Genomic DNA, 24819 nt, shown 5'->3' with positions numbered 1-24819 from the left:
TCACCTCCTGAGGTCAGTTGAATTGTGGGCGGTCATCACGTCAGGACCTTCCGAATTCATTGTTGATGATGTCGAAGATGTCTTCGGCGGAGGCGGCGTCGAGGGCGAGTTCATCGTCCTCGCCGCCGTCGGCGCCCGCCGCGCTCTCGGTCTCGTTCCATGTCCGCAGCAGCGCTTCGAGTCGTGCGGTGACCCGTTCGCGTTCCGTCGCGTCGTCGGAGACGTGGGAAAGGGTGAATTCCAGCTTGTCGATTTCGGCGAGGGCCGGGAGTTCGGGGGTGGTGTCCTCGCCGAGGAGGTCGGCGCGCAGCACATCGGCGAGCGCGCCGGGGGTCGGGTGGTCGAAGACCAGGGTGGCGGTGAGCTGGAGCCCGGTGGCCGCGTTGAGCCGGTTGCGGAGTTCGACGGCGGTGAGGGAGTCGAAGCCCAGCTCCTTGAAGGCCCGGCCCGCCTGGACGGCCGTGGTGTCGTCGTGTCCGAGGACGGCGGCGACCTCCGTACGGACGAGGTCGAGCAGGACCTTGTCGGCCTCGGACCCGGTGAGCCCGGTGAGCCGCTGCCGCAGGGACTCCGCCGATGCCTCGGCCGTGCCGCCGTCCGCGCCCTCCGCCGGGTCCGGTGCCAGGGCGGCGCGGACCTCGGGCAGCTCGGCGATGAGCGGGCTGGGGCGGGCCGCCGTGAAGGTGGGGGCGAAGCGGTCCCAGTCGACGTCGGCGACCGTCACCACGGTCTCGTTCCGGTCCAGCGCCTGCTGGAGTGCGGCGATGGCGGAGTGCGGGGCCATCACCGGCAGGCCGCGGCGGCGCAGGTGCTCGGCCGCCTCGTCGTCGGTGACGAGTCCGCCGTCCGCCCACGGGCCCCAGGCCACGGAGGTGGCGGTGAGACCGCGGGCCCGGCGCTGTTCGGCCAGCGCGTCGAGGAAGGCGTTTCCGGCCGCGTAGGCGCTCTGGCCGCCACTGCCCCACACCGCGGCGATGGAGGAGAAGAGCACGAAGGCGTCCAGCTCGGTGTCGCCGAGCAGCGCGTCCAGATGGGCCGCGCCCGCGACCTTGGCGGCGACCACATCGGCGACATCGGCCGGGGTGGTCTCCGCGAGCGGTGCGAACTGCCCGGCGCCCGCCGTGTGGACGACGGCGGTGAGCGGGTGGACCGGGTGTTCGTCACGGATCCGGGCCAGCAGTCCGGCGACCGCGTCCCGGTCGGTGACGTCGCAGGCGGCGACGGTCACCCGGGCGCCGACGGCGGCGAGTTCTTCGCGCAGCTCGGTGGCGCCGGGGGCGTCGGGGCCCCGGCGGCTGGTGAGCACCAGATGCTCGGCGCCGTTCTCCGCCAGCCAGCGGGCCACATGGGCGCCCAGCGCGCCGGTGCCGCCGGTGACCAGGACCGTGCCCCGCGGCCGCCAGGGGGTGCCGGTGGCCGGGGTGGACTCGGCGTGGGCGAGGCGGCGGGCCAGGATTCCTGCCGTACGGATCGCCAGCTGGTCCTCGTGGTCGTCGCCGTGTCCGCCGAGCACACCGGCCAGGCGGTCGGCGGCCCGTTCGTCGAGCGTCGCGGGCAGGTCGATCAGACCGCCCCAGCGCTCCGGGTGCTCCAGCGCCACCACCCGGCCCAGGCCCCAGAGCTGCGCCTGTGCGGCGCTGCCGACCGGTTCCGAGGCGGCGGTGGAGACGGCGCCGGTGGTGGCGCACCACAGCGGGGCGGCCAGGCCCGCGTCCCCGAGCGCCTGCACCAGCACTCCGGTGCGCAGCAGCCCGGTGGCCACGGCGGGGTGGTCGGGGTGCGGGCGCTCGTCCAGCGCGAGCAGCGACAGCACGCCGTGCACGGGTTCGTCGGCCGCCGCCTTGCGGATCCGGTCGGCCAGCGCGTCCCGGTCGAGGTCCCCGCCGTCGGCCGGGGTGACGCCGATACGCCGGATGTCGGCGCCCCGGTCGGCCAGCGCGGCCACGACGCTCCGTACGGTCTCGGCGCGGCCCGCGGCCGCGGCCGGTTCGGCGACCAGCCAGACGCCGGGGGCGGCGGCGAGCCGCGGCTCCTCCAGCGGCTTCCAGGTGACGCGGTAGCGCCGGCCGTCGAGCGCGGACTGCTCGCGTTCGCGGCGCCGCCACGCGGACAGCGCCGGGAGCAGCGCGCTGAGCGGCTGGTCCACGTCGATGCCCACGGCGTCCGACAGCGAGGCGAGGTCGTCGCTCTCGACGGCCTCCCAGAACCGGGCACCGGCCGTGTCGACGGCCGTGGCCGCCTCGCCGGACACCTGGCGCGGAGTGCCGTCCAGCCAGTAACGCCGCCGCTGGAAGGCGTACGTGGGCAGTTCGACGCGGTGGGCGCCGGTCCCGGCGAACAGCGCCTCCCAGTCCACGGCCGCGCCCCGCACATGCAGCGTGGCGAGGGCGGCGGTCAGCGTCTCCGTCTCGGGGCGCCCGGCGCGCAGCACGGGCACGAAGGCCACCTCGTGGGCGCCGTCGCCTCCGGCCGTGACGCAGTCCTGCGCCATCGCGGACAGCACCCCGTCCGGGCCGAGTTCGACGTAGGTGGTGACGCCCTGGGCCTCCAGGGCGCGCACACCGTCGAGGAAGCGGACGGCATGGCGGACATGGCGCACCCAGTAGTCGGCGGCCATGCCCAGCTCGTCGGCGACCGGCTGCCCGGTGACCGTGGAGACGATCGGGATGCGCGGCGCGCGGTACGTCAGCCCCTCGGCGACCTTGCGGAAGTCGGCGAGCATGCCGTCCATCAGCGGGGAGTGGAAGGCGTGGCTCACGGTGAGCCGCTTGGTCTTGCGGCCGCGCGCCTCGAACGACGCCGCGATCTCCAGCGCCGCGTCCTCGTCACCCGCGATGACCACCGAGGTCGGCCCGTTGAGCGCGGCGATGCCGACGCGCTCGGTCAGCAGCGGCTCGACCTCGTCCTCCGCCGCCTGCAGCGCGATCATCGCGCCACCGGCGGGCAGTCGCTGCATCAGCCGGCCGCGCGCGGCCACCAGTGCGGCGGCGTCCTCCAGCGACAGCACCCCGGCCACGTGCGCCGCGGCCAGCTCGCCGATGGAGTGCCCGGCCAGGACCTCCGGCCGCAGCCCGGCGGCCTCGGCCAGCCGGAACAGCGCAACCTCGATCGCGAACAGTGCGGGCTGGGTGAAGCCGGTCCGGTCCAGCGACTCCTTGTCGTCCCCGAACAGCACGTCGTACAGCGGCCGTTCGAGGTGCCGGTCCAGTTCGGCGCAGACCGCGTCCAGCGCCTCCGCGAAGACCGGGCTGGCCTCGTACAGCTCACGGCCCATACCCAGCCGCTGGCTGCCCTGCCCGGTGAAGAGCACGGCGGTGCGGCCCTCGGCGGGCACGCCCCGGATCAGCTGGGCGGCGGACTCGCCGCGCGCCAGGGCGGTGAGGCCCGCGAGCAGCCGGTCCCGGTCCGGGCCGAGGACCACCGCACGGTGCTCCAGGGCGGACCTGGTGGTGGCCAGGGAGTACGCCACGTCCACCGCGCCGAGCGCCGTGTCGGCCTCGAGGTGGGCGCGCAGCCGCTCGGCCTGGGCCCGCAGCGCGTCCTCGCCCTTGGCCGACAGCGGCCAGGCCACCACATCGGGCCGGACGAGGGGGCTTCGCGGTGTGCTGTCGACCGGCTCGTCGTGGACCGGGGCCTGCTCCAGAACCGTATGGGCGTTGGTGCCGCTGAAGCCGAACGAGGAGACGCCCGCACGGCGCGGACGGCCGGTCTCCGGCCACTCCACCTGCTCGGTGAGCAGCGACACCGCGCCCGCCGACCAGTCCACGTGCGGCGACGGCTCGTCCACGTGCAGGGTGCGCGGCAGCACACCGTGCCGCATCGCCAGCACCATCTTGATGATGCCCGCGACACCGGCGGCGGCCTGGGTGTGACCGATGTTGGACTTGATGGCGCCCAGCCACAGCGGCCGGTCCGCGTCCCGCTCCTGGCCGTAGGTGGCCAGCAGCGCCTGGGCCTCGATCGGGTCGCCGAGCCGGGTGCCGGTGCCATGGGCCTCGACCGCGTCCACCTCGGCGGCGGTCAGGCCCGCGGCGGCCAGGGCCTGGCGGATGACGCGCTGCTGGGCGGGGCCGTTGGGCGCGGTGAGACCGTTGGAGGCGCCGTCCTGGTTGATGGCGGAGCCACGGACGATCGCCAGCACCGGATGGCCGTTGCGCCGCGCGTCCGACAGCCGCTCCACCAGGAGCATGCCCACGCCCTCGCCCCAGCCGGTGCCGTCCGCACCGGCCGCGAACGCCTTGCAGCGGCCGTCCGGAGCCAGCCCGCGCTGCCGGCTGAACTCGATGTACGCGCCGGGGCTGGACATGACCGTCACACCGCCCGCGAGCGCGAGCGAGCACTCGCCCTGGCGCAGCGCCTGGATCGCCCAGTGCAGCGCCACCAGCGACGACGAGCAGGCCGTGTCGACGGTGACCGCGGGACCCTCCAGACCGAAGGTGTACGCGAGCCGGCCGGAGACCACGCTGGCCGCGTTGCCCGTGCCCAGGTAGCCCTCGACCTCCTCGGGGACGGTGTGCAGCGAGGCGTCGTAGTCCTGTCCGTTGGAGCCGACGAAGACACCGGCGGAGGTGCCGCGCAGCGTCGCCGGGTCGATGCCCGCGCGCTCGAACGCCTCCCACGAGGTCTCCAGCAGCAGCCGCTGCTGCGGGTCCATGGCCAGGGCCTCACGGGGCGAGATCCCGAAGAACGGGGCGTCGAAGTGGCCCGCGTCGTAGAGGAAACCGCCCTCGCGTGCGTAGAAGGTCCCCCGCCGGTCGGGGTCCGGGTCGTACAGCGCGTCCAGGTCCCAGCCGCGGTCGGCCGGGAACTCGGCGATCGCGTCCCCGCCCGCGGTGAGCAGCTGCCACAGCTCCTCGGGGGTGCGGACACCACCCGGGAAGCGGCAGCTCATCGCGACGATCGCGATCGGGTCGTCATCGACCGGCGCCGTCATGGCCGCGGGCCGCAAGGCCCCGGCGGTGGTGGTGTCCGTCGTGATGAGCTCGCCGCGCAGATAGTCCGCGAGGGCGGCGGCCGTCGGGTAGTCGAAGACCAGGGTCGCGGGGAGCTGGACACCGCTGGCGGCGCCGAGCCGGTTGCGCAGCTCGACGGCGGTCAGCGAGTCGAAGCCCAGCTCACCGAAGGCGCGGTCGGCGGCGATGGACTCCGAACCGTCGTGTCCGAGCACCGCGGCCACCTGCGTACGGACCAGGTCCAGCAGCAGCCGGTCCCGCTCCGCCTCGCCCAGCCCGGCCAGCCGGGCGGCGAGCGAGGAGCCGTCGGCCGCGCTCTCGGTGGCGGTGTCCTCCGCCGTCGCGCGGGTCTCCGGGAGCTCCGTGAACAGGCGGCTGGGCCGGGCGGCGGTGAAGTCCGGTGCGAACCGGTCCCAGTCGATGTCCGCGACGGTGACCACGGTGTCGTCGAGGTCGAGGGCCCGCTGGAGCGCGCCCATCGCCAACTCGGCGTCCATCGGCGGCAGTCCGCCCCGGCGCAGACGCTGCTCCAGCGCCCCGTCCGTCGCCATGCCGCCCTCGGCCCACGGGCCCCAGGCGATCGAGGTGGCGGGCAGGCCCTCGGCGCGGCGCCGCTCGGCCAGCGCGTCCAGATAGGCGTTGGCGGCGGCGTAGTTGCCCTGGCCAGCGGCGCCGAACGTGCCGCTGATCGAGGAGAACAGCACGAAGGCCGACAGCTCCCGGTCGCGCGTCAGCTCATCCAGATGAGCCGCGGCGGCCGCCTTGGCGCGCAGGACGGAGGTGAAGCGCTCGGGGGTGAGCGAGTCCAGTACGCCGTCGTCCAGGACGCCCGCCGTGTGCACCACGGCGGTCAGCGGCAGCTCGGCCGGGATGTCGGCGAGGAGCCGCGCGAGCGCGTCCCGGTCGGATACGTCGCACGCGGCGACGGTCACCCGGGCGCCGGAGGCGGCCAGTTCATCGCGCAGCTCCACGGCGCCGGGGGCGTCGGTACCACGGCGGCTGGTGAGCAGCACATGCTCGGCGCCGCCCGCGACCAGCCAGCGGGCCACCTGCGCGCCCAGCGCGCCCGTACCGCCGGTGACCAGGGTCGTTCCGGCGCCCGGCGTCCATGGGTCGCCGGAGGAGGCGGTGGCGCGTACGAGCCGGCGTCCGAACACGCCCGACGCCCGCACCGCGACCTGGTCCTCGCCACCGGCACCGGCACCGACACCGCCACCGGAACCGGCACCGGCCAGCACCTCGGCCAGGCGCCCCAGCGCACGCTCGTCGGCGGTCTCCGGGAGGTCGACCAGACCGCCCCAGCGCCCGGGCAGCTCCAGCGCGGCCACTCGGCCCAGACCCCACAGCCGCGCCGCCTCGGGGCTGACCGCACCGTCCGAACGGCCCACGGCCACCGCGCCCCGCGTGGCCACCCACAGCGGCGCGCCGATGCCCGCGTCGCCCAGGGCCTGCGTCAGCGCGACCGTCCGCAGCAGCGCGTCGCCGTCGGCGGAAGCCGGACCGTCCGCAAGAGCCGGACCGTCCGCGAGGCCCAGCAGGGACAGCACGCCACCGGTCACGGGCTCGTCGCCGACGACCCCGGTCAGCCGCTCGGCCACCGCGGCGCGGTCGAAGTCGTCGGCGGTCAGCTCGACGCGGCGTACGTCGGCACCGCGCTCGTTCAGCATCCGTACGGCACCCGCGACCCAGGCGTCCTCGGCCGCCTCGGCCGGTACCACCACGAGCCAACGGCCGCTCGGGGACGCGGCGGAGCGGTCGGTGACCGGCTTCCACGACACCCGGTAGCGCCAGCCGTCCACCGTCGAACGCTCCGACCGCTGCCGCCGCCACGACGACAGCGAGGGCAGCAGGGCCTCCAGCGCGCCGTTGTCCTCGGTGCCGAGATTCAGGGTCTCGGCGAGCGAGGCCAGATCCGCGCGCTCGACGGCCTCCCAGAAGCGGGCGTCGACCGCGTCCTGAGCCGTGGCGTCGGGGGTGGCGGCGGAGGTCCGCACGTCCAGCCAGTAGCGCCGCCGCTGGAACGCGTACGTCGGCAACTCCACGCGCCGCGCACCGGTTCCGGCGTAGAACGCCTCCCAGTCCGGGGCCACGCCCCGGACCTGCAGCGCGGCGAGAGCGGTGGTGACGGTCTCGGCCTCGGAGCGGCCACCGCGCAGGGCGGCGACGAAGGCCGCAGCCGCGTCGCCCTCGGCGAGGCAGTCCTGGCCCATGGCGGACAGCACACCGTCGGGGCCGAGTTCGAGGTAGGTGGTGACGCCGTGGGTTTCGAGGGTGCGGATGCCATCGAGGAAACGGACGGCCTCGCGGACGTGGCGCACCCAGAAGTCGGGGCTCGTGATCTCCTCGGCGGAGACGACGGCACCGGTGAGGTTGGAGACGATCGGAATGCGCGGGGCCTCGTAGGTCAGCCCCTCCGCGACCTCGCGGAACGCGTCCAACATGCCGTCCATACGCGGCGAGTGGAACGCGTGGCTGACGGTAAGGCGCTTGGTCTTACGGCCCTGGGCCTCGAAGGTCGCCGCGATCGAGACAGCCGCGTCCTCATCACCCGCGATGACGACCGAAGTGGGCCCGTTGAGCGCGGCGATCGACACGCGCTCGTTGAGCAGCGGTGTGACCTCGTCCTCGGACGCCTGGACGGCGATCATCGCGCCACCGGCAGGCAGCTCCTGCATCAGACGGCCACGCGCGGCCACCAGCTTCGCCGCGTCCGCGAGGGACAGCACACCCGCCACATGCGCGGCGGCCAGCTCACCGATCGAATGCCCGGAGAGGAAGTCGGGCCGCAGCCCCCACGCCTCGACCAGCCGGAACAGCGCCACCTCGACCGCGAACAGCGCGGGCTGGGTGAAACCGGTCCGGTCCAGAGTCGTGGCGTCGTCGCCGAACAGCACCTCCCGCAGCGGCCGCTCCAGATGCGCGTCCAGGTGGGCACACACCTCGTCCAGCGCCTCCGCGAACACCGGATAGGCGTCGTACAGCTCACGCCCCATCCCCAGCCGCTGGCTCCCCTGCCCCGTGAACAGGAAGGCCAGCTTCCCGGCCACCGGCGAGCCCTGCACCAGGCCCGTGGCCGGTTCGCCGGAGGCCAGGGCCTCCAGGGCGCGCAGGAAGCCCTCGTGGCCGTCGGCCACCAGCACCGCGCGGTTCTCGAAGGTGGTGCGCCCGGCGGCCAGGGTGTAGCCGATGGCGGCCAGGTCCACGTCCTCGTCAGCGGAGTCGGCCGAACGCAGCCGGTCGCGTAGCAGGCGGGCCTGGTCGCGCAGGGCGTCCCGGCCCACGGCCGACAGCGGCCACGGCAGCACCGGCGGTACGGCGGCGGGCAGCGCCGCCCCCGCCTCATGGTCCTCGGTGGCCGGCGGCTGCTCGATGATGGTGTGCGCGTTGGTGCCGCTGATGCCGAACGACGACACACCGGCGCGGCGCGGACGGCCGGTCTCCGGCCACTCCATCCGCTCGGTGAGCAGCGCGACCGCGCCGTCCTCCCAGTCGACGTTGGCCGAGGGCGCGTCCACGTGCAGTGTCTGCGGTAGCACACCGTGGCGCATCGCCAGCACCATCTTGATGATGCCCGCGACACCGGCGGCGGCCTGCGTATGACCGATGTTGGACTTGATGGAGCCCAGCCACAACGGCCGGTTCCCATCCCGCTCCTGGCCGTACGTGGCCAGCAGCGCCTGCGCCTCGATCGGGTCACCCAGCGTCGTACCCGTGCCATGTGCCTCGACGACGTCCACATCGCCGGTCGACAGCCCGGCGGCGGCCAGCGCCTGCCGGATGACGCGCTGCTGAGACGGACCGTTGGGCGCCGTCAGACCGTTCGACGCACCGTCCTGGTTGATCGCCGAGCCTCGCACGACGGCCAGCACCGGGTGGCCGTTGCGGCGAGCGTCCGACAGGCGCTCCACGAGCAGCATGCCCGCGCCCTCGGCCCAGCCCGTGCCGTCCGCCGACGCCGCGAACGATTTGCACCGGCCGTCCGTGGCCAGGCCGCGCTGACGGCTGAAGTCGATGAACGTCTCGGGGGTGGCCATGACCGCCACACCACCGGCCAGCGCCATGGTGCACTCGCCCGCGCGCAGCGCCTGGATCGCCCAGTGCAGGGCCACCAGCGACGACGAACACGCCGTGTCGACCGTGACCGCCGGGCCCTCCAGACCGAAGGTGTAGGCCACCCGGCCCGAGGCGATGGAGCCCGCGTTGCCGGTGCCGATGTAGCCCTCGACACCGTCGGGGATGCCATCCAGCCCCGTCACGTAGTCGTGGTACATGACGCCCGCGAACACGCCGGTCTTGCTGCCCCGCACGGTCGCCGGGTCGATGCCCGCGCGCTCGAACGCCTCCCACGACGTCTCCAGCAGCAGCCGCTGCTGCGGGTCCATCGCCAGTGCCTCACGCGGCGAGATGCCGAAGAAGTCCGGGTCGAAGTCGGCCGCGTCGTGCAGGAAGCCGCCCTCGCGGGTGTACGAGGTGCCCGCGTGGTCGGGGTCCGGGTGGTACAGACCGTCGAGATCCCAGCCACGGTCCACGGGGAAGCCGGAGATGCCGTCGCCACCGGTGGCGACCAGCTCCCACAGCTCCTCCGGGGTGCGCACCCCGCCGGGGAAACGGCAGCTCATGCCGACGATGACGATCGGGTCGTCGTCGACCGCCGGGGCCGCGCCGGTCCGCACGGGGACGAGCGGCGCCGTGGTCTCCTCGGCGCCCAGCAGCTCCTCGCGCAGATGACCGGCCAGGGCGGTGGGGGTCGGGTAGTCGAAGACGAGCGTGGCCGGGAGCCGCAGCCCGGTGACGGTCTTGAGGTCGTTGCGGAGTTCGACGGCGGTGAGCGAGTCGAAGCCCAGCTCCTTGAACGCCCGCCCGGCCTCGACCGCGTCCGGGCCCGCGTAACCGAGCACCGCGGCGACCCGGCCGCACACCAACTCCAGCAGCTCACGCTCCTGTTCGGGCCGGGCGAGCCCGGCCAGCCGCCGGGCGAGCGAGGAGCCGTCGGCGGTGACGGTCGCGGCGGCGGCCCGCCGGACCGGGGTCCGCACCAGGCCGCGGAACAGCGCCGGGACGGTGCCGGTCGCCGTGGCCTCGGTGCGCAGCCCCGCGTAGTCGAGCCGCATCGGGAAGAGCACGGCGGCGCCGTCGGCGCGGGCCGCGTCGAAGAGCGCGAGCCCCTCGTCGGCGGCGATCGGGGCGACCCCACCGCGCGCGATGCGCCGCAGATCGACCTCGTCGAGACCGCTGCCCATGCCCGCACCGCCCCACAGGCCCCAGGCCAGCGCGGTGGCCGGAAGCCCCTGGGCCACGCGGTGCTGGGCCAGCGCCTCCAGGAAGGAGTTGGCGGCGGCGTAGCTCGCCTGTCCGGGCGCGCCGAACACGGCGGCGGCACCGGAGAACAGCACGAACGCGGACAGCTCGTGGTCACGGGTCAGCTCGTGCAGGTTGAGCGCCGCGTCCACCTTCGGGCGCATGACGCGGGTTATGCGCTCGGGCGTCAGCGAGCCCAGGATGCCGTCGTCCAGGACACCCGCCGTGTGCACCACGGCGGTCAGCGGATGCTCGGCCGGGAGGGCGGCCAGGGTCGCGGCGAGCGCGTCGCGGTCGGCCACATCGCAGGCCGCCCAGGTCACGGTGGCACCGGCCGCCGTGAGGTCGGCTGCCAGCTCCCCGGCGCCGTCGGCATCGGCGCCACGCCGGCTGACCAGCAGGAGCCGCCGTACGCCGTGGGCGGAGACGAGGTGGCGGGCGAAGAGACCGCCGAGGGTCCCGGTGGCGCCGGTGATCAGTACGGTGCCGTCGGGGTCGTACGACGGGGCGGCGGCGGTACCCGTGTCGGTGGCGGTACCCGCGTCGGTGGCGGTACCCGCGTCGGTGGCAGCGGTGACAGCGGTGTTCTCGGTGACCGGCACCCGGGCCAGCCGGGGCGCGAGCGCCACGCCCGCGCGCAGCGCCAGCTCCGCCTCGTCCACGCCGAGCGCGGCGGGCACCGTACGGTACGAGCCCTCCTCGCCGTCCACGTCCAACAGCACCAGGCGGCCGGGGTTCTCCGACTGCGCGGAGCGGAACAGCCCGCGCACGGCGGCGTACGGCAGATCCGCCACGCCCGCCCCCGGCGCGGTCTCCACCGCGCCCCGGGTCAGCAGCACCAGCCGCGACGCGGCGAACCGCTCATCGGCCAGCCACTCCTGGAGCAGGGCGAGGGTGGTCTGCGTGGCCTCGTACACGGCCGCCGCGCCCTCACCCACAGCGGCACCGGCCAGCAGGACGGTGTCGGGCGCGGACGCCCCGGCGTCCACCGCCGCCCGCAGCACCGACAGATCGCGGTACGCGGCGAGCCGGATCCCCGGCCCGAACGCGCCCTCCAACGCAGCCAATTGACCGGCATCGGCGCCGAGCACCGCCCAGTCGCCCGTGGCCGCGCCGGTCGCGGGCGCCGGAACCGCCGTCCAGTCCAGCCGGAACAGCGACTCGTGCAGCCCGCCGCGCGCCGCGCGGACCTGGTCGGCGGAGGCCGCCCGCAGCGCCACCGACTCGACCGTGGCCACCGGACGGCCCGTGCCGTCGGCCACCAGCAGCGAGACCGCGTTCGACGGCCGCTCGGACAGCCGCACCCGGAGCGCACCGGCCCCGGCCGCGTGCAGCTGCACGCCGTTCCAGGCGAACGGCAGCAGCGCGCCCTCGGCCAGCGCCGCCTCGCGGTCGGCGCTGTCGAGGCCGATGACGTGCAGCGCGGCATCCAGCAGGGCCGGGTGCAGCCCGAACCGCTCGGCCTCGGCGCCCGACGTCAGCGGCGCGTCCTCGGGGAAGCCCACCTCGGCGTAGAGGTTCTCGCCGAGCCGCCAGGCGCCCTTGAGCCCCTGGAACACCGGCCCGTAGCCGAGACCCGCCCCGGCCAGCTCCTCGTACAGCCCCTCGACCGCGATCGGGGTCGCATCCTGCGGCGGCCATACGGCCAGCTCATCGGGCTCGCCGGACGCGGCGATCCGGGCGCCGGGCGCGAGCACACCGGTGGCGTGGCGCGTCCACGGCTCGGTCCCCAGCGCGTCCTGCCGACGCGAATGCAGGCTGAAGGAACGGCGGCCGGACTCATCCGGCCCGTCCACCACGAGCTGCACCCGCACCCCGGTGTGCTCGGGCAGCACGAGCGGGGCTTCCAGGGTCAGTTCGTCCAGCCGCTCGCAGCCGACCTGGGCGCCCGCGGCGCCGGCCAGCTCGACGAAGGCCGTACCGGGCAGCAGCACGGTGCCCATGACCGCGTGGTCGGCCAGCCAGGGGTGCGTACGGATGGAGAGCACACCCGTGAGCAGGAGTCCATCGGCGTCGGCGAGCGCGACGGCCGCGCCGAGGAGCGGATGGTCGATGTCACCCAGCCCGATCGACTCGGGGTCGCCCGCCGCGAGGGCGGCGGCGCTGGGCCAGTAGCGCTGTCGATGGAAGGGATAGGTGGGCAACACAGCCAGCTCGGCCGGGTCCACGGGGGCGGCGCCCGCACCGGCGAAGACGGCCGCCCAGTCCGGCGTCACCCCACGGACATGCGCCCGCGCGACGGCCGAGAGCAGCGCCTCGGCCTCGGGGCGGTCCTTGCGCAGCGCGGCGGCGAAGGCGGTGTCCTCGCCGGTCACGCACTCCTGCGCCATCGCGGAGAGCACGCCGTCGGGGCCGAGTTCGACGAAGGTCGTCACACCCTGGGCTTCCAACGTGCGGACGCCATCGAGGAAGCGGACCGCCTCGCGGACGTGGCGCACCCAGAAGTCCGGGCTGGTGATCTCCTCGGCGGAGACGACGGCACCGGTGAGGTTGGAGACGATCGGGATGCGCGGGGCCTCGTACGACAGCCCCTCGGCCACCGCACGGAACGCGTCCAACATCCCATCCATACGCGGCGAGTGGAACGCGTGGCTGACGGTGAGCCGCTTGGTCTTCCGGCCCTGCGCCTCGAACGACGCGGCAATCTCCAGAGCCGCGTCCTCGTCACCCGCGATGACCACGGAGGTCGGCCCGTTGAGCGCGGCGATGCCGACGCGCTCGGTCAGCAGCGGCTCGACCTCGTCCTCCGCCGCCTGCACCGCGATCATCGCGCCACCGGCCGGAAGCTCCTGCATCAGACGACCACGCGCAGCAACCAGCTTCGCCGCATCCGCGAGCGAGAGCACACCCGCCACATGCGCGGCGGCCAGCTCACCGATCGAATGCCCGGAGAGGAAGTCCGGCGTCAGACCCCATGCCTCGACCAGCCGGAACAGCGCCACCTCGACCGCGAACAAGGCGGGCTGAGTGAACCCGGTCTGGTCCAGTACGTCCGCGTCATCCCCGAACAGCACATCCCGCAGCGGCCGCTCCAGATACAGATCCAGATGCGCACACACCTCATCCAGCGCATCCGCGAACACCGGATAGGCGTCGTACAACTCACGGCCCATACCGAGCCGCTGACTCCCCTGCCCCGTGAACAGGAACGCCACCTTGCCCTCGGCCACCGCCCCCTCGACCACACCCGAGGCGGACTCACCCTGGGCCAGGGCGTCGAGCGACCGCAGCAACTCGTCCCGGTCGCCGACGGTCAGCACCGCACGCCGCTCCAGGGCGGCGCGGCCGACGGCCAGGGCGTGGGCGATGTCGAGCGGCGCCGAATCCGGCCGCGACGCGAGGTGGGTGTGCAGCCGCGCGGCCTGCTCCCGCAGCGCCTCGGCGTTCTTGGCCGACAGGACGAACGGCAGGAGGCCGTCGAGGCCGTTCCGCTCGGGCGCCTCGGCCGCCGGTGCGGTCGGAAGAGCCGGAACCGGGTCCGGCGCCTGCTCGATGATGGTGTGCGCGTTGGTGCCACTGATGCCGAACGAGGAGATACCGGCACGGCGCGGACGACCGACCTCCGGCCACTCCACCTGCTCCGTCAGCAGCGAGACGGCCCCCGCCGACCAGTCCACATGCGGCGACGGCGCGTCCACGTGCAACGTCTGCGGCAGCACACCGTGCCGCATCGCCAGCACCATCTTGATGATGCCCGCGACACCGGCGGCGGCCTGCGTATGACCGATGTTGGACTTGATGGAGCCGAGCCACAACGGCCGGTCCCCATCTCGCTCCTGGCCGTACGTGGCCAGCAGCGCCTGCGCCTCGATCGGGTCACCCAGCGTCGTCCCGGTGCCGTGCGCCTCGACGACGTCCACATCGCCGGTCGACAGCCCGGCGCTGGTCAGCGCCTGCCGGATGACCCGCTGCTGCGACGGACCGTTCGGCGCCGTCAGACCGTTCGACGCACCGTCCTGGTTGATCGCGCTGCCCCGCACCACCGCAAGCACCGGGTGGCCGTTGCGCCGTGCGTCCGACAGCCGCTCCACGAGCAGCATGCCCGCGCCCTCGCCCCAGCCGGTGCCATCGGCCCCGGCCGCGAACGCCTTGATCCGGCCGTCGGCGGCCAGTCCGCGCTGACGGCTGAAGTCGATGAAGTTCTCGGGGGTGGACATCACCGTGACGCCGCCCGCGAGCGCCATCGTGCACTCGCCCTGCCGCAGCGCCTGCACCGCCAGATGCAGCGCCACGAGCGACGACGAACAGGCCGTGTCGACCGTGACGGCCGGGCCCTCGAGACCGAAGGTGTACGCCACCCGCCCCGACACCACGCTCGCCGCGTTGCCCGTGCCCAGATGGCCCTCCAGGCCCTCGGGCGCCTGCATCAGCAGCGACAGATAGTCCTGGCCGTTGGTCCCGGCGAAGACACCGATCTGCTGACCGCGCAGCGCGCCCGGGTCGATGCCCGCGCGCTCGAACGCCTCCCAGGAGGTCTCCAGCAGCAGCCGCTGCTGCGGATCCATCGCCAGGGCCTCACGCGGCGAGATCCCGAAGAACGAGGCGTCGAAGTCGGCGACGTCGTAGAGGAAACCGCCCTCACGCGCGTACGACGTGCCCGGACGGTCCGGGTCCGGGTCGTACAGCCCCGCCAGATCCCAACCACGGTCCGACGGGAACTCCGCAATCGCGTCGCCACCGGCCGTCAGCAGCTCCCACAGCTCCTCGGGCGAGCGCACCCCACCCGGGAAACGGCAGCTCATCGCCACGATCGCGATCGGGTCATCGGCCACCGCGACCGCAGGCGCGGCCACGCCATCGGTCACCGCAGCATCCGCCCCCAGCAGCTCCGTACGGAGGTGGTCGGCCAGGGCGGTGGCGTTCGGGTAGTCGTAGACGAGCGTGGCGGGCAGCCGCAGCGCGGTGGCCGCGTTCAGCCGGTTGCGGAGTTCGACGGCGGTGAGCGAGTCGAAGCCCAGCTCCTTGAAGGCACGTCCGGCCTCGACCGCCTCGGCCCCGTCGTGCCCCAGCACCGACGCGACCTGCGTCCGCACCAGCTCCAGCAGCGTCTGTGCGCGCTCGTTCTCCGTCAGACCGGACAGCCGCTCCGCCAGTGTGCCGCTCCCGGCGGTGGCGGCCGCGCGCGGCGCGCCCTCGGCGGCCGGCGCCGGACGCGCGGCCCGCACCTCGCCGAACAGCGCGCTCGGCCGTACGGCGGTGAACTCGGCCAGGAACCGGTCCCAGTCGATGTCCGCGACCGTCACGGCGGTGTCATCGAGGTCCAGCGCCTGCCGCAGCGCGATGAGCGCCGACTCGGGCGCCATGGGCGGCACGCCGTCGCGGCGCATCCGCCGCTCCAGCGCCTCGTCGGCGGCCATGCCGCCCTCGGCCCACGGGCCCCAGGCGATCGAGGTGGCGGGCAGGCCCTCGGCGCGGCGCAGTTCGGCCAGCGCGTCCAAGTAGGCGTTCGCCGCCGCGTAGTTGCCCTGTCCGGCGGCGCCCACCGATCCGGCGAACGAGGAGAAGAGCACGAACGCCGTAAGGTCCAGGTCGCGTGTCAGCTCGTGGAGGTTCTGCGCGGAGGTGGCCTTGGCGCGCACCACGCGCTCCAGGCGCTCGGCGTCCAGCGTGTCCACAAGGCCGTCGTCCAGCACACCGGCCGCGTGCACGACGGCGGTCAGCGGGAACTCGGCCGGTATAGCCGCCAGCAGCTCCGCGAGCGCGTCCCGGTCCGCCACATCACACGCGGCAACGGTCACCCGAGCGCCCGACGCCGCCAGCTCATCCCGCAGCTCCACCGCACCCGGGGCCTCCAGCCCCCGGCGGCTGGTGAGCACCACATGCTCGGCGCCGTTCGCCACCAGCCAGCGGGCCAGCTGCCCACCCAGCGCGCCCGTACCACCCGTGACCAGCACCGAACCCGAGGGCCGCCAGCCCTCGTCGTCCGACGTCCGGGCCCCGGAAGCCTCCGTCAGCCGGCGTCCGAAGACGCCCGAGCCACGCACCGCGACCTGGTCCTCGCCGCCGAGCCCGGCCAGCACACCCGCCAGCCGCCCGAGCGCACGCTCGTCGGCCGTCTCGGGAAGGTCGACCAGACCGCCCCAGCGCTCGGGCAGCTCCAACGCCGCCACCCGGCCGAGCCCCCACACCAGGGCCTGGTGCGGGCTCACCACACCGTCCGAACGCCCCACCGACACCGCACCCCGCGTCGCCACCCACAGCGGCGCACCCACACCCGCATCACCCAACGCCTGCACCAACGCGGCCGTCCGCAACAGACCCGTCGCATCGTCGACCGCCGCCAGCAGGGAGAACACCCCCGCCACCGAACCGCCCACGACCGCCGTACGCAGCTCATCCGCGATCCCGGCGCGGTCCGCCGCAGCCGACTCGACCACGCGCACATCCACACCACGCCCGGCCAGCATCCGCACCACACCCGTGGCCCACACGCCCCCGGCCTCGCCGGCCGGCACCACGACCACCCAACAGCCGCCCAGCACCCCGACCGGCGACCGCTCCGTCACCGGCTTCCACGCCACCCGGTAACGCCAGCCGTCCACCGTCGAACGCACCGACTCCTGCCGCCGCCACGACGACAAGGCAGGCAGCACATCACCCAGCGACACCCCCGGATCCACCGCGAGCTCCGCCGCCAGCGCGGCCACATCCCCGCGCTCCACCGCAGCCCAGAACCGCCCGTCGACGGCACTGCCCGACGCGGCGGCCTCCGCCGCCGGGGTCTCCTCCCACCAGTACCGCGTGCGCTGGAAGGCGTACGTCGGCAGCTCGACCCGTCGGGCACCGGTGCCCGCGAAGTAGCCGCCCCAGTCCAGGGACCGGCCCCGGACGTGCAGCAGGGCGAGGGCGGCGGTCAGCGACTCGGCCTCCGCACGCCCCTTCCGCAGCGCGGTCGCGAACGCGGCCTCGTCGCCGGTCACGCACTCCTGCGCCATCGCGGAGAGCACGCCATCGGGGCCGAGCTCGACGAAGGTCGTCACGCCCTCCGCTTCCAACGTCCGCACACCATCGAGGAAACGGACGGCTTCGCGGACGTGGCGCACCCAGAAGTCAGCGGTCGTGATCTCCTCGGCGGAGACGACGGCACCGGTGAGGTTGGAGACGATCGGGATCCGCGGGGCCTCGTACGACAGTCCCTCGGCCACCGCACGGAACGCGTCCAACATCCCATCCATACGCGGCGAGTGGAACGCGTGGCTGACGGTGAGGCGCTTGGTCTTCCGGCCCTGCGCCTCGAAACCGGCCGCAATCGCGACAGCCTCGTCCTCGTCACCGGCGATCACGACCGACGTCGGCCCGTTCAGCGCGGCGATGCCGACGCGCTCGGTCAGCAGCGGCTCGACCTCGTCCTCCGCCGCCTGCACCGCGATCATCGCGCCACCGGCCGGAAGCTCCTGCATCAAACGGCCACGCGCAGCAACCAGCTTCGCCGCGTCCGCGAGCGACAACACACCCGCCACATGCGCGGCGGCCAGCTCACCGATCGAATGCCCGGAGAGGAAGTCCGGCGTCAGACCCCACGCCTCCACCAGCCGGAACAACGCCACCTCGACCGCGAACAACGCAGGCTGAGTGAACCCGGTCTGGTCCAGTACGTCCGCGTCATCCCCGAACAGCACATCCCGCAGCGGCCGCTCCAGATACAGATCCAGATGCGCACACACCTCATCCAGCGCATCCGCGAACACCGGATAGGCGTCGTACAACTCACGCCCCATCCCCAGCCACTGACTCCCCTGCCCCGTGAACAGGAACGCCACCTTGCCCTCGGCCACCGCCCCCTCGACCACACCCGAGGCGGACTCGCCCCGAGCCACGGCATCCAGGCCCGCGAGGAACGTCTCGCGGTCGGTGGTGATGAGCGCCGCGCGCCGCTCCAGCGCGGTGCGGCTGGTGGCGAGCGAGAAGGCGACGTCCGTCGCGCTCAGTTCGGGGTGGGTGCGGAGATGGGTGGCCAGCTGTGCGGCCTGGGCGTGCAGCGCCTGCCCGTCCTTCGCCGACAGCAGCCACGGCAGCGCGGGCAGTTCACGCGGCGCGGGCTCCACGGCCGCGGCCGGAAGGACCGGGGCCGGGGCCTGCTCGATGATGGTGTGCGCGTTGGTGCCACTGAGCCCGAAGGACGACACACCCGCGCGGCGCGGGCGGCCGGTCTCCGGCCACTCCACCTGCTCCGTCAGCAGCGAGACGGCCCCCGCCGACCAGTCCACATGCGGCGACGGCGCGTCCACGTGCAACGTCTGCGGCAGCACACCGTGCCGCATCGCCAGCACCATCTTGATGATGCCCGCGACACCGGCAGCCGCCTGCGTATGACCGATGTTGGACTTGATGGAGCCGAGCCACAACGGCCGCTCCCCATCCCGCTCCTGGCCGTACGTAGCCAGCAGCGCCTGCGCCTCGATCGGGTCGCCCAGCGTCGTCCCCGTACCGTGCGCCTCGACCACATCCACATCACCGGCCGACAGCCCCGCACCGGCCAGCGCCTGCCGGATGACCCGCTGCTGCGACGGACCGTTCGGCGCCGTCAGACCGTTCGACGCACCGTCCTGGTTGATCGCGCTGCCCCGCACGACCGCAAGCACCGGGTGGCCGTTCTTCTCCGCGTCCGACAGCCGCTCGACTAGCAGCATGCCGACGCCCTCGCCCCAGCCGGTGCCGTCCGCACCCGCCGCGAACGCCTTGATCCGGCCGTCCTCCGCCAGCCCGCGCTGACGGCTGAAGTCGACGAACGCCTCCGGCGTGGACATCACCGTGACGCCACCGGCGAGCGCCATCGTGCACTCGCCGCCGCGCAGCGCCTGAACGGCCATGTGCAGGGCCACCAGCGACGATGAACACGCCGTGTCCACCGTCACCGCCGGGCCCTCGAGACCGAAGGTGTACGCCACCCGCCCCGACACCACGCTCGCCGCGTTGCCCGTGCCCAGGTGGCCCTCCAGGCCCTCGGGCGGGGTGGAGACGAGGGCGGCGTAGTCCTGGCCGTTGGTGCCCGCGAAGACACCGGTACGGCTGCCGCGCAGCGTGGCCGGGTCGATGCCCGCGCGCTCGAACGCCTCCCAGGAGGTCTCCAGCAGCAGCCGCTGCTGCGGATCCATCGCGAGCGCCTCACGCGGCGAGATCCCGAAGAACGAGGCGTCGAAGTCGGCGACGTCGTAGAGGAAACCACCCTCACGCGCGTACGACGTGCCCGGACGGTCCGGGTCCGGGTCGTACAGCCCCGCCAGATCCCAACCACGGTCCGACGGGAACTCCGCAATCGCGTCCCCGCCCGCCGTCAGCAGCTCCCACAGCTCCTCGGGCGAGCGCACCCCACCCGGGAAACGGCAGCTCATCGCCACGATCGCGATCGGGTCATCGGCCACCGCGACCGCAGGCGCGGCCACGCCACCGGTCACCGCAGCATCCGCGCCCAGCAGCTCCATGCGGAGGTGGTCCGCGAGGGCGGTGGCGTTCGGGTAGTCGTAGATGAGCGTGGCGGCCAGCCGCAGGCCGGTCGCCGCGTTCAGCCGGTTGCGCAGCTCGATGGCGGCCAGCGAGTCGAAGCCCAGCTCCTTGAAGGCACGTCCGGCCTCGACCGCCTCGGCCCCGCCGTGCCCCAGCACCGACGCGACCTGCGTCCGCACCAACTCCAGCAGCGCACGGTCCTGTTCGGCCTTGGGAAGGCCGCGCAGGCGCTCGCCGAGCGGGGTGGCGGAGTCGGCGTCGGTGACGACCTGTCCGGTGTCGGCGCCGGTCGCGGCGCGCGGCCCGGCTTCCGCCGCCGCCAGCTCGGCGATCAGCGGGCTCGGCCGTACGGCGGTGAGGGTGCGGGCGAAGTTCTCCCAGTCGATGTCCGCGACCGTCACGGCGGTGTCATCGAGGTCCAGCGCCTGCCGCAGCGCGGCGACGGCGGATTCGGGCGCCATCGGCGGCATACCCTCGCGGCGCATCCGCCGCTCCATGGCGTCGTCACCGGCCATACCGGAGTCGGCCCACGGGCCCCAGGCGATCGAGGTGGCGGGCAGGCCCTCGGCGCGGCGCAGCTCGGCCAGCGCGTCCAAGTAGGCATTCGCCGCCGCGTAGTTGCCCTGCCCGGCGGCGCCCACCGACCCGGTGATCGAGGAGAAGAGGACGAACGCCGAAAGGTCCAGGCCGCGCGTCAGCTCGTCCAGATGGCGGGCGGCGTCGGCCTTCGCCCGGAGCACCGAGGCGAACCGCTCGGGCGTGAGCGAGTCCAGTACGCCGTCGTCGAGCACACCGGCCGCATGGACGACGGCGGTCAGCGGAAGGTCTTCCGGCAGCCCGGCCAGCAGCTCCGCGAGCGCGTCCCGGTCCGCCACATCACACGCGGCAACGGTCACCCGAGCGCCCGACGCCGCCAGCTCATCCCGCAGCTCCACCGCACCCGGGGCATCCAGCCCCCGACGACTGGTGAGCACCACATGCTCGGCGCCGTTCGCCACCAGCCAGCGGGCCAGCTGCCCACCCAGCGCGCCCGTACCACCCGTGACCAGCACCGACCCGGCGCCCGGTGTCCACGAGCCCTCGGAGGCCGAACCGGTGGCCGAACCGGTGGCCGAACCCGTTGCGGACCCCGACGCCGCCGCCCGCACCAGCCGGCGTCCGAAGACGCCCGAGCCACGCACCGCGACCTGATCCTCGCCACCGGCCCCGGCCAGCACACCCGCCAGCCGCCCCAGCACCCGCTCGTCCACCGACTCCGGCAGATCGACCAGACCGCCCCACCGCTCCGGCAGCTCCAACGCCGCCACCCGGCCGAGCCCCCACACCAACGCCTGACCCGGACGCACCCCACCATCCGAACGCCCCACCGACACCGCACCCCGCGTCGCCACCCACAGCGGCGCCGCGCCCACACCCGCATCACCCAACGCCTGCACCAACGCGGCCGTCCGCAGCAGATCCGCCTCGCCCGCGGCCTCGCCCACGGCCAGAAGCGACACCACACCCGTCACCGGGGCGTCGCCCACGGCCGTACGCAGCTCATCCGCGATCCCGGCGCGGTCCGCCGCAGCCGACTCGACCACGCGCACATCCACACCACGCCCGGCCAGCGTCCGCACCACACCCGTGGCCCAGACACCCTCGGCCCCGTCCACCGGGACCACGACCACCCAGCAGCCACCCAGCACCCCGGCCGAAGACCGCTCCGTCACCGGCTTCCACGCCACCCGGTAACGCCAGCCGTCCACCGTCGAACGCACCGACTCCAGCCGCCGCCACGACGACAACGCAGGCAGCACATCACCCAGCGACACCCCCGGATCCACCGCGAGCTCCGCCGCCAGCGCGGCCACATCCCCGCGCTCCACCACATCCCAGAACCGACCATCGACCGCCGAGCCCGACGCGGCGGCCTCCGCCGGTCCGGCCAGGGCCGGGGCCGGGGCGTTGAGCCAGTACCGCTGGCGCTGGAAGGCGTAGGTGGGCAGGTCGATCGTGCGGGCGCCGGTGGTGGCGTACGGGGCGGCCCAGTCGGCCTTCTTGCCCCGGACGTAGGCCAGCGCCACGGCCGCGGTCAGGGTTTCGGCCTCGGGGCGCCCGCCGCGCAGCGTGGCGGCGTAGGCGGTGCCGTCGGCGTCGGGCAGGCAGTCCTGGGCCATGGCGGTGAGCACGGCGTCGGGGCCGAGCTCCAGGAAGGTGGTGGCGCCCTTGTCGGCCAGCGTCCGCACACCGTCCAGGAAGCGGACGGCCTCGCGGACATGGCGCACCCAGTACTCGGGCGAGCACAGCTCCTCGGCGGTGGCGACGCGCCCGGTGACGGTGGAGACCACGGGGATGCGCGGCGGTGCGTAGTCCAGCACCTGGGCGACGCGCCGGAATTCGGCGAGCATGCCGTCCATCAGCGGGGAGTGGAAGGCGTGGCTGACGGTGAGCCGCTTGGTCTTGCGGCCGCGCTCCTCGAAGGCCGCCGCGATCTCCAGCGCCGCGTCCTCCTCGCCGGAGACGACGACGGAGTGGGGGCCGTTGACGGCGGCGATGCCGATCCGGTCCTCGCATCCGGCGAGCAGCGGCAGCACCTCGTCCTCCGACGCCTGCACCGCGATCATCGCGCCACCGGCCGGAAGCTCCTGCATCAGCCGGCCGCGCGCGGCCACCAGCGCGGCGGCGTCCTCCAGGGACAGCACACCCGCCACATGGGCGGCGGCGAGTTCGCCGATGGAGTGTCCGGCGAGCAGTTCGGGGCGCAGTCCCCAGGACTCGACGAGGCGGTAGAGCGCGACCTCGACGGCGAACAGGGCGGGCTGGGTGTAGTCGGTGCGGTCCAGGAGGGCGGCCTCGGGGCTGCCCTCCTCGGCGAAGAGCACGTCGAGCAGCGGGTGTTCGAGCTGTTCCTCGAGGTACCAGCAGGCGTCGTCGAGGGCTTCGGCGAAGACGGGGTAGGCGTCGTAGAGCTCGCGGCCCATGGCGAGGCGCTGGCTGCCCTGTCCGGTGAAGAGCAGGGCGAGCTTTCCGGCGGCGGGGGCGCCGCGGACGACGGTCGGTCCGTCGCCGTCCTCGGCGAGGGTGCGCAGGGCGGAGAGGAAGCCGTCGCGGTCGCCGGCCAGGAGCACGGCGCGCTGTTCGAAGGTGGCGCGGGTGGTGGCCAGGGAGTGGCCGATGTCGGTGAGGGCGAGCCCGGGGTCGGCCTCCAGCAGCGTGTGCAGCCGCTCGGCCTGGCCGCGGAGGGCGTCGGTGGTCTTCGCGGACAGGGTCCAGGGCAGGACGGAGGGTTCCGCGGAGCCCTCACCGTCGGGGTCCTCGGTCTCGTTCCGCTCTTCGCCGTCGGCCGGGGGCTGTTCGATGATGGCGTGGGCGTTGGTGCCGCTCATGCCGAACGAGGAGATGCCCGCGCGGCGCGGGCGGTCGTTCTCCGGCCACGTCCGTGCCTCGGTCAGCAGCTCGATGTCACCGGTGGTCCAGTCGACATGCGGGGTCGGCTCGTCGATGTGCAGGGTGCGCGGCAGGACGCCGTGGCGCATCGCCATGACCATCTTGATGATGCCGCCGACACCGGCCGCGGACTGGGTGTGGCCGATGTTGGACTTGAGCGATCCGAGCCACAGCGGCCGGTCGGCCGCACGCTCCTGGCCGTAGGTGGCGAGCAGCGCCTGGGCCTCGATGGGGTCGCCCAGCGTCGTACCGGTGCCGTGGGCCTCCACGACGTCGACGTCACCGGACGACAGTCCGGCGTTGGCGAGGGCCTGGCGGATGACGCGTTGCTGGGCGGGACCGCTGGGGGCCGTGAGGCCGTTGGAGGCGCCGTCCTGGTTGATGGCGGTGCCGCGGACGACGGCGAGGACCCGGTGGCCGTTCTTCCGGGCGTCCGAGAGCCGTTCGACGAGCAGCATGCCGACGCCCTCGCCCCAGGCGGTGCCGTCGGCGGCGGCGGCGAACGGCTTGCAGCGGCCGTCGGCGGCGAGGCCGCGCTGGCGGCTGAAGGCGATGAACGAGCCGGGGTTGGCCATGACGGCCGCACCACCGGCGAGCGCCATGGTGCACTCGCCCGCGCGCAGCGCCTGGACGGCGAGGTGGAGCGCGACCAGGGAGGAGGAGCACGCGGTGTCGACGGTGACGGTGGGGCCTTCGAAGCCGAAGGTGTAGGCGATCCGGCCGGAGGCGACGCTGGCGGCGTTGCCGGTGACGAGATAGCCCTCGAAGCCCTGCTCGGCCTCGTGCAGCCGGGGGCCGTAGTCCTGGGTCTCGGCGCCGACGAACACACCGGCCCGGCCGCCGCGGAGGGTCGCGGGGTCGATTCCGGCGCGTTCGAAGACCTCCCAGGAGGTCTCCATCAGCAGCCGCTGCTGCGGGTCCATCGCCAGGGCCTCGCGCGGCGAAATGCCGAAGAACGCCGGATCGAACTCATCGGCGTCGTGCAGGAATCCGCCTTCGCGGGTATAGCTGCTGCCCGCCCTGTCGGGGTCGGGGTCGTAAAGCCCGGCGAGATCCCAGCCCCGGGTCTCCGGGAATTCGGAGATGACATCCTTTCCGCCCGCGACGATTTCCCAGAGTTCTTCGGGAGAGCCGACCGAACCGGGGAATCGGCAGCTCATTCCGACAATGGCGATGGGCTCGTCGGCGGCGATCGGGCCCCTTGTGGCGTCGGCCGGGGACGCGTCGGAGCCGTCGTTCTCGCCCAGCAGTTCGGCGCGCACATGGCGGGCGAGGTCGGCGGGGGTGGGGTGGTCGAAGGCGAGGGTCACCGGCAGCCGCAATCCGGTGGCGGCGGTCAGCCGGGCGTGCAGATCAACGGTGGCGAGGGAGTCGAAGCCCAGGTCGAGGAAGGGGCGCTCGGGGTCGAGGACATCCGGCGCCTTGTCCTTGAGGGCCTGCTCGACGATCTCGCCGACCCAGGCGGTGAGGGCCTCGGCGCGCTCGGCCTCGGGAATCCCAGCGAGCCGGTCCCGCCACGGGGACGCTCCTCGGGGGCTCGCGCCCCCCATTTCGGTGTGCTCGGGCGTGAAATCCACGGACTCACTCACCATCGCGCGCCCCATTACCCTCGCAGACATAACACCAAGACCGTACGTCAGCTTTACACAGGGCAGGGCGGCTAGAAACCCCTTCAAACCCCCTATGGACCCCTATC

1 protein-coding gene is annotated in these 24819 nt (G+C 73.9%); it reads right to left on the bottom strand.

The features are described from left to right. Positions 1-40: 40 nt before the first annotated feature. Entirely contained in the window at positions 41-24700 is a 24660-nt protein-coding gene (locus tag J8403_RS27695; RefSeq protein ID WP_246586011.1) for a type I polyketide synthase, read from the bottom strand. Positions 24701-24819 lie beyond the last annotated feature (119 nt).

The organism is Streptomyces yatensis (assembly GCF_018069625.1).
Classification (GTDB): domain Bacteria; phylum Actinomycetota; class Actinomycetes; order Streptomycetales; family Streptomycetaceae; genus Streptomyces; species Streptomyces yatensis.
This window is presented reverse-complemented; position numbering and strand designations above follow the sequence as displayed.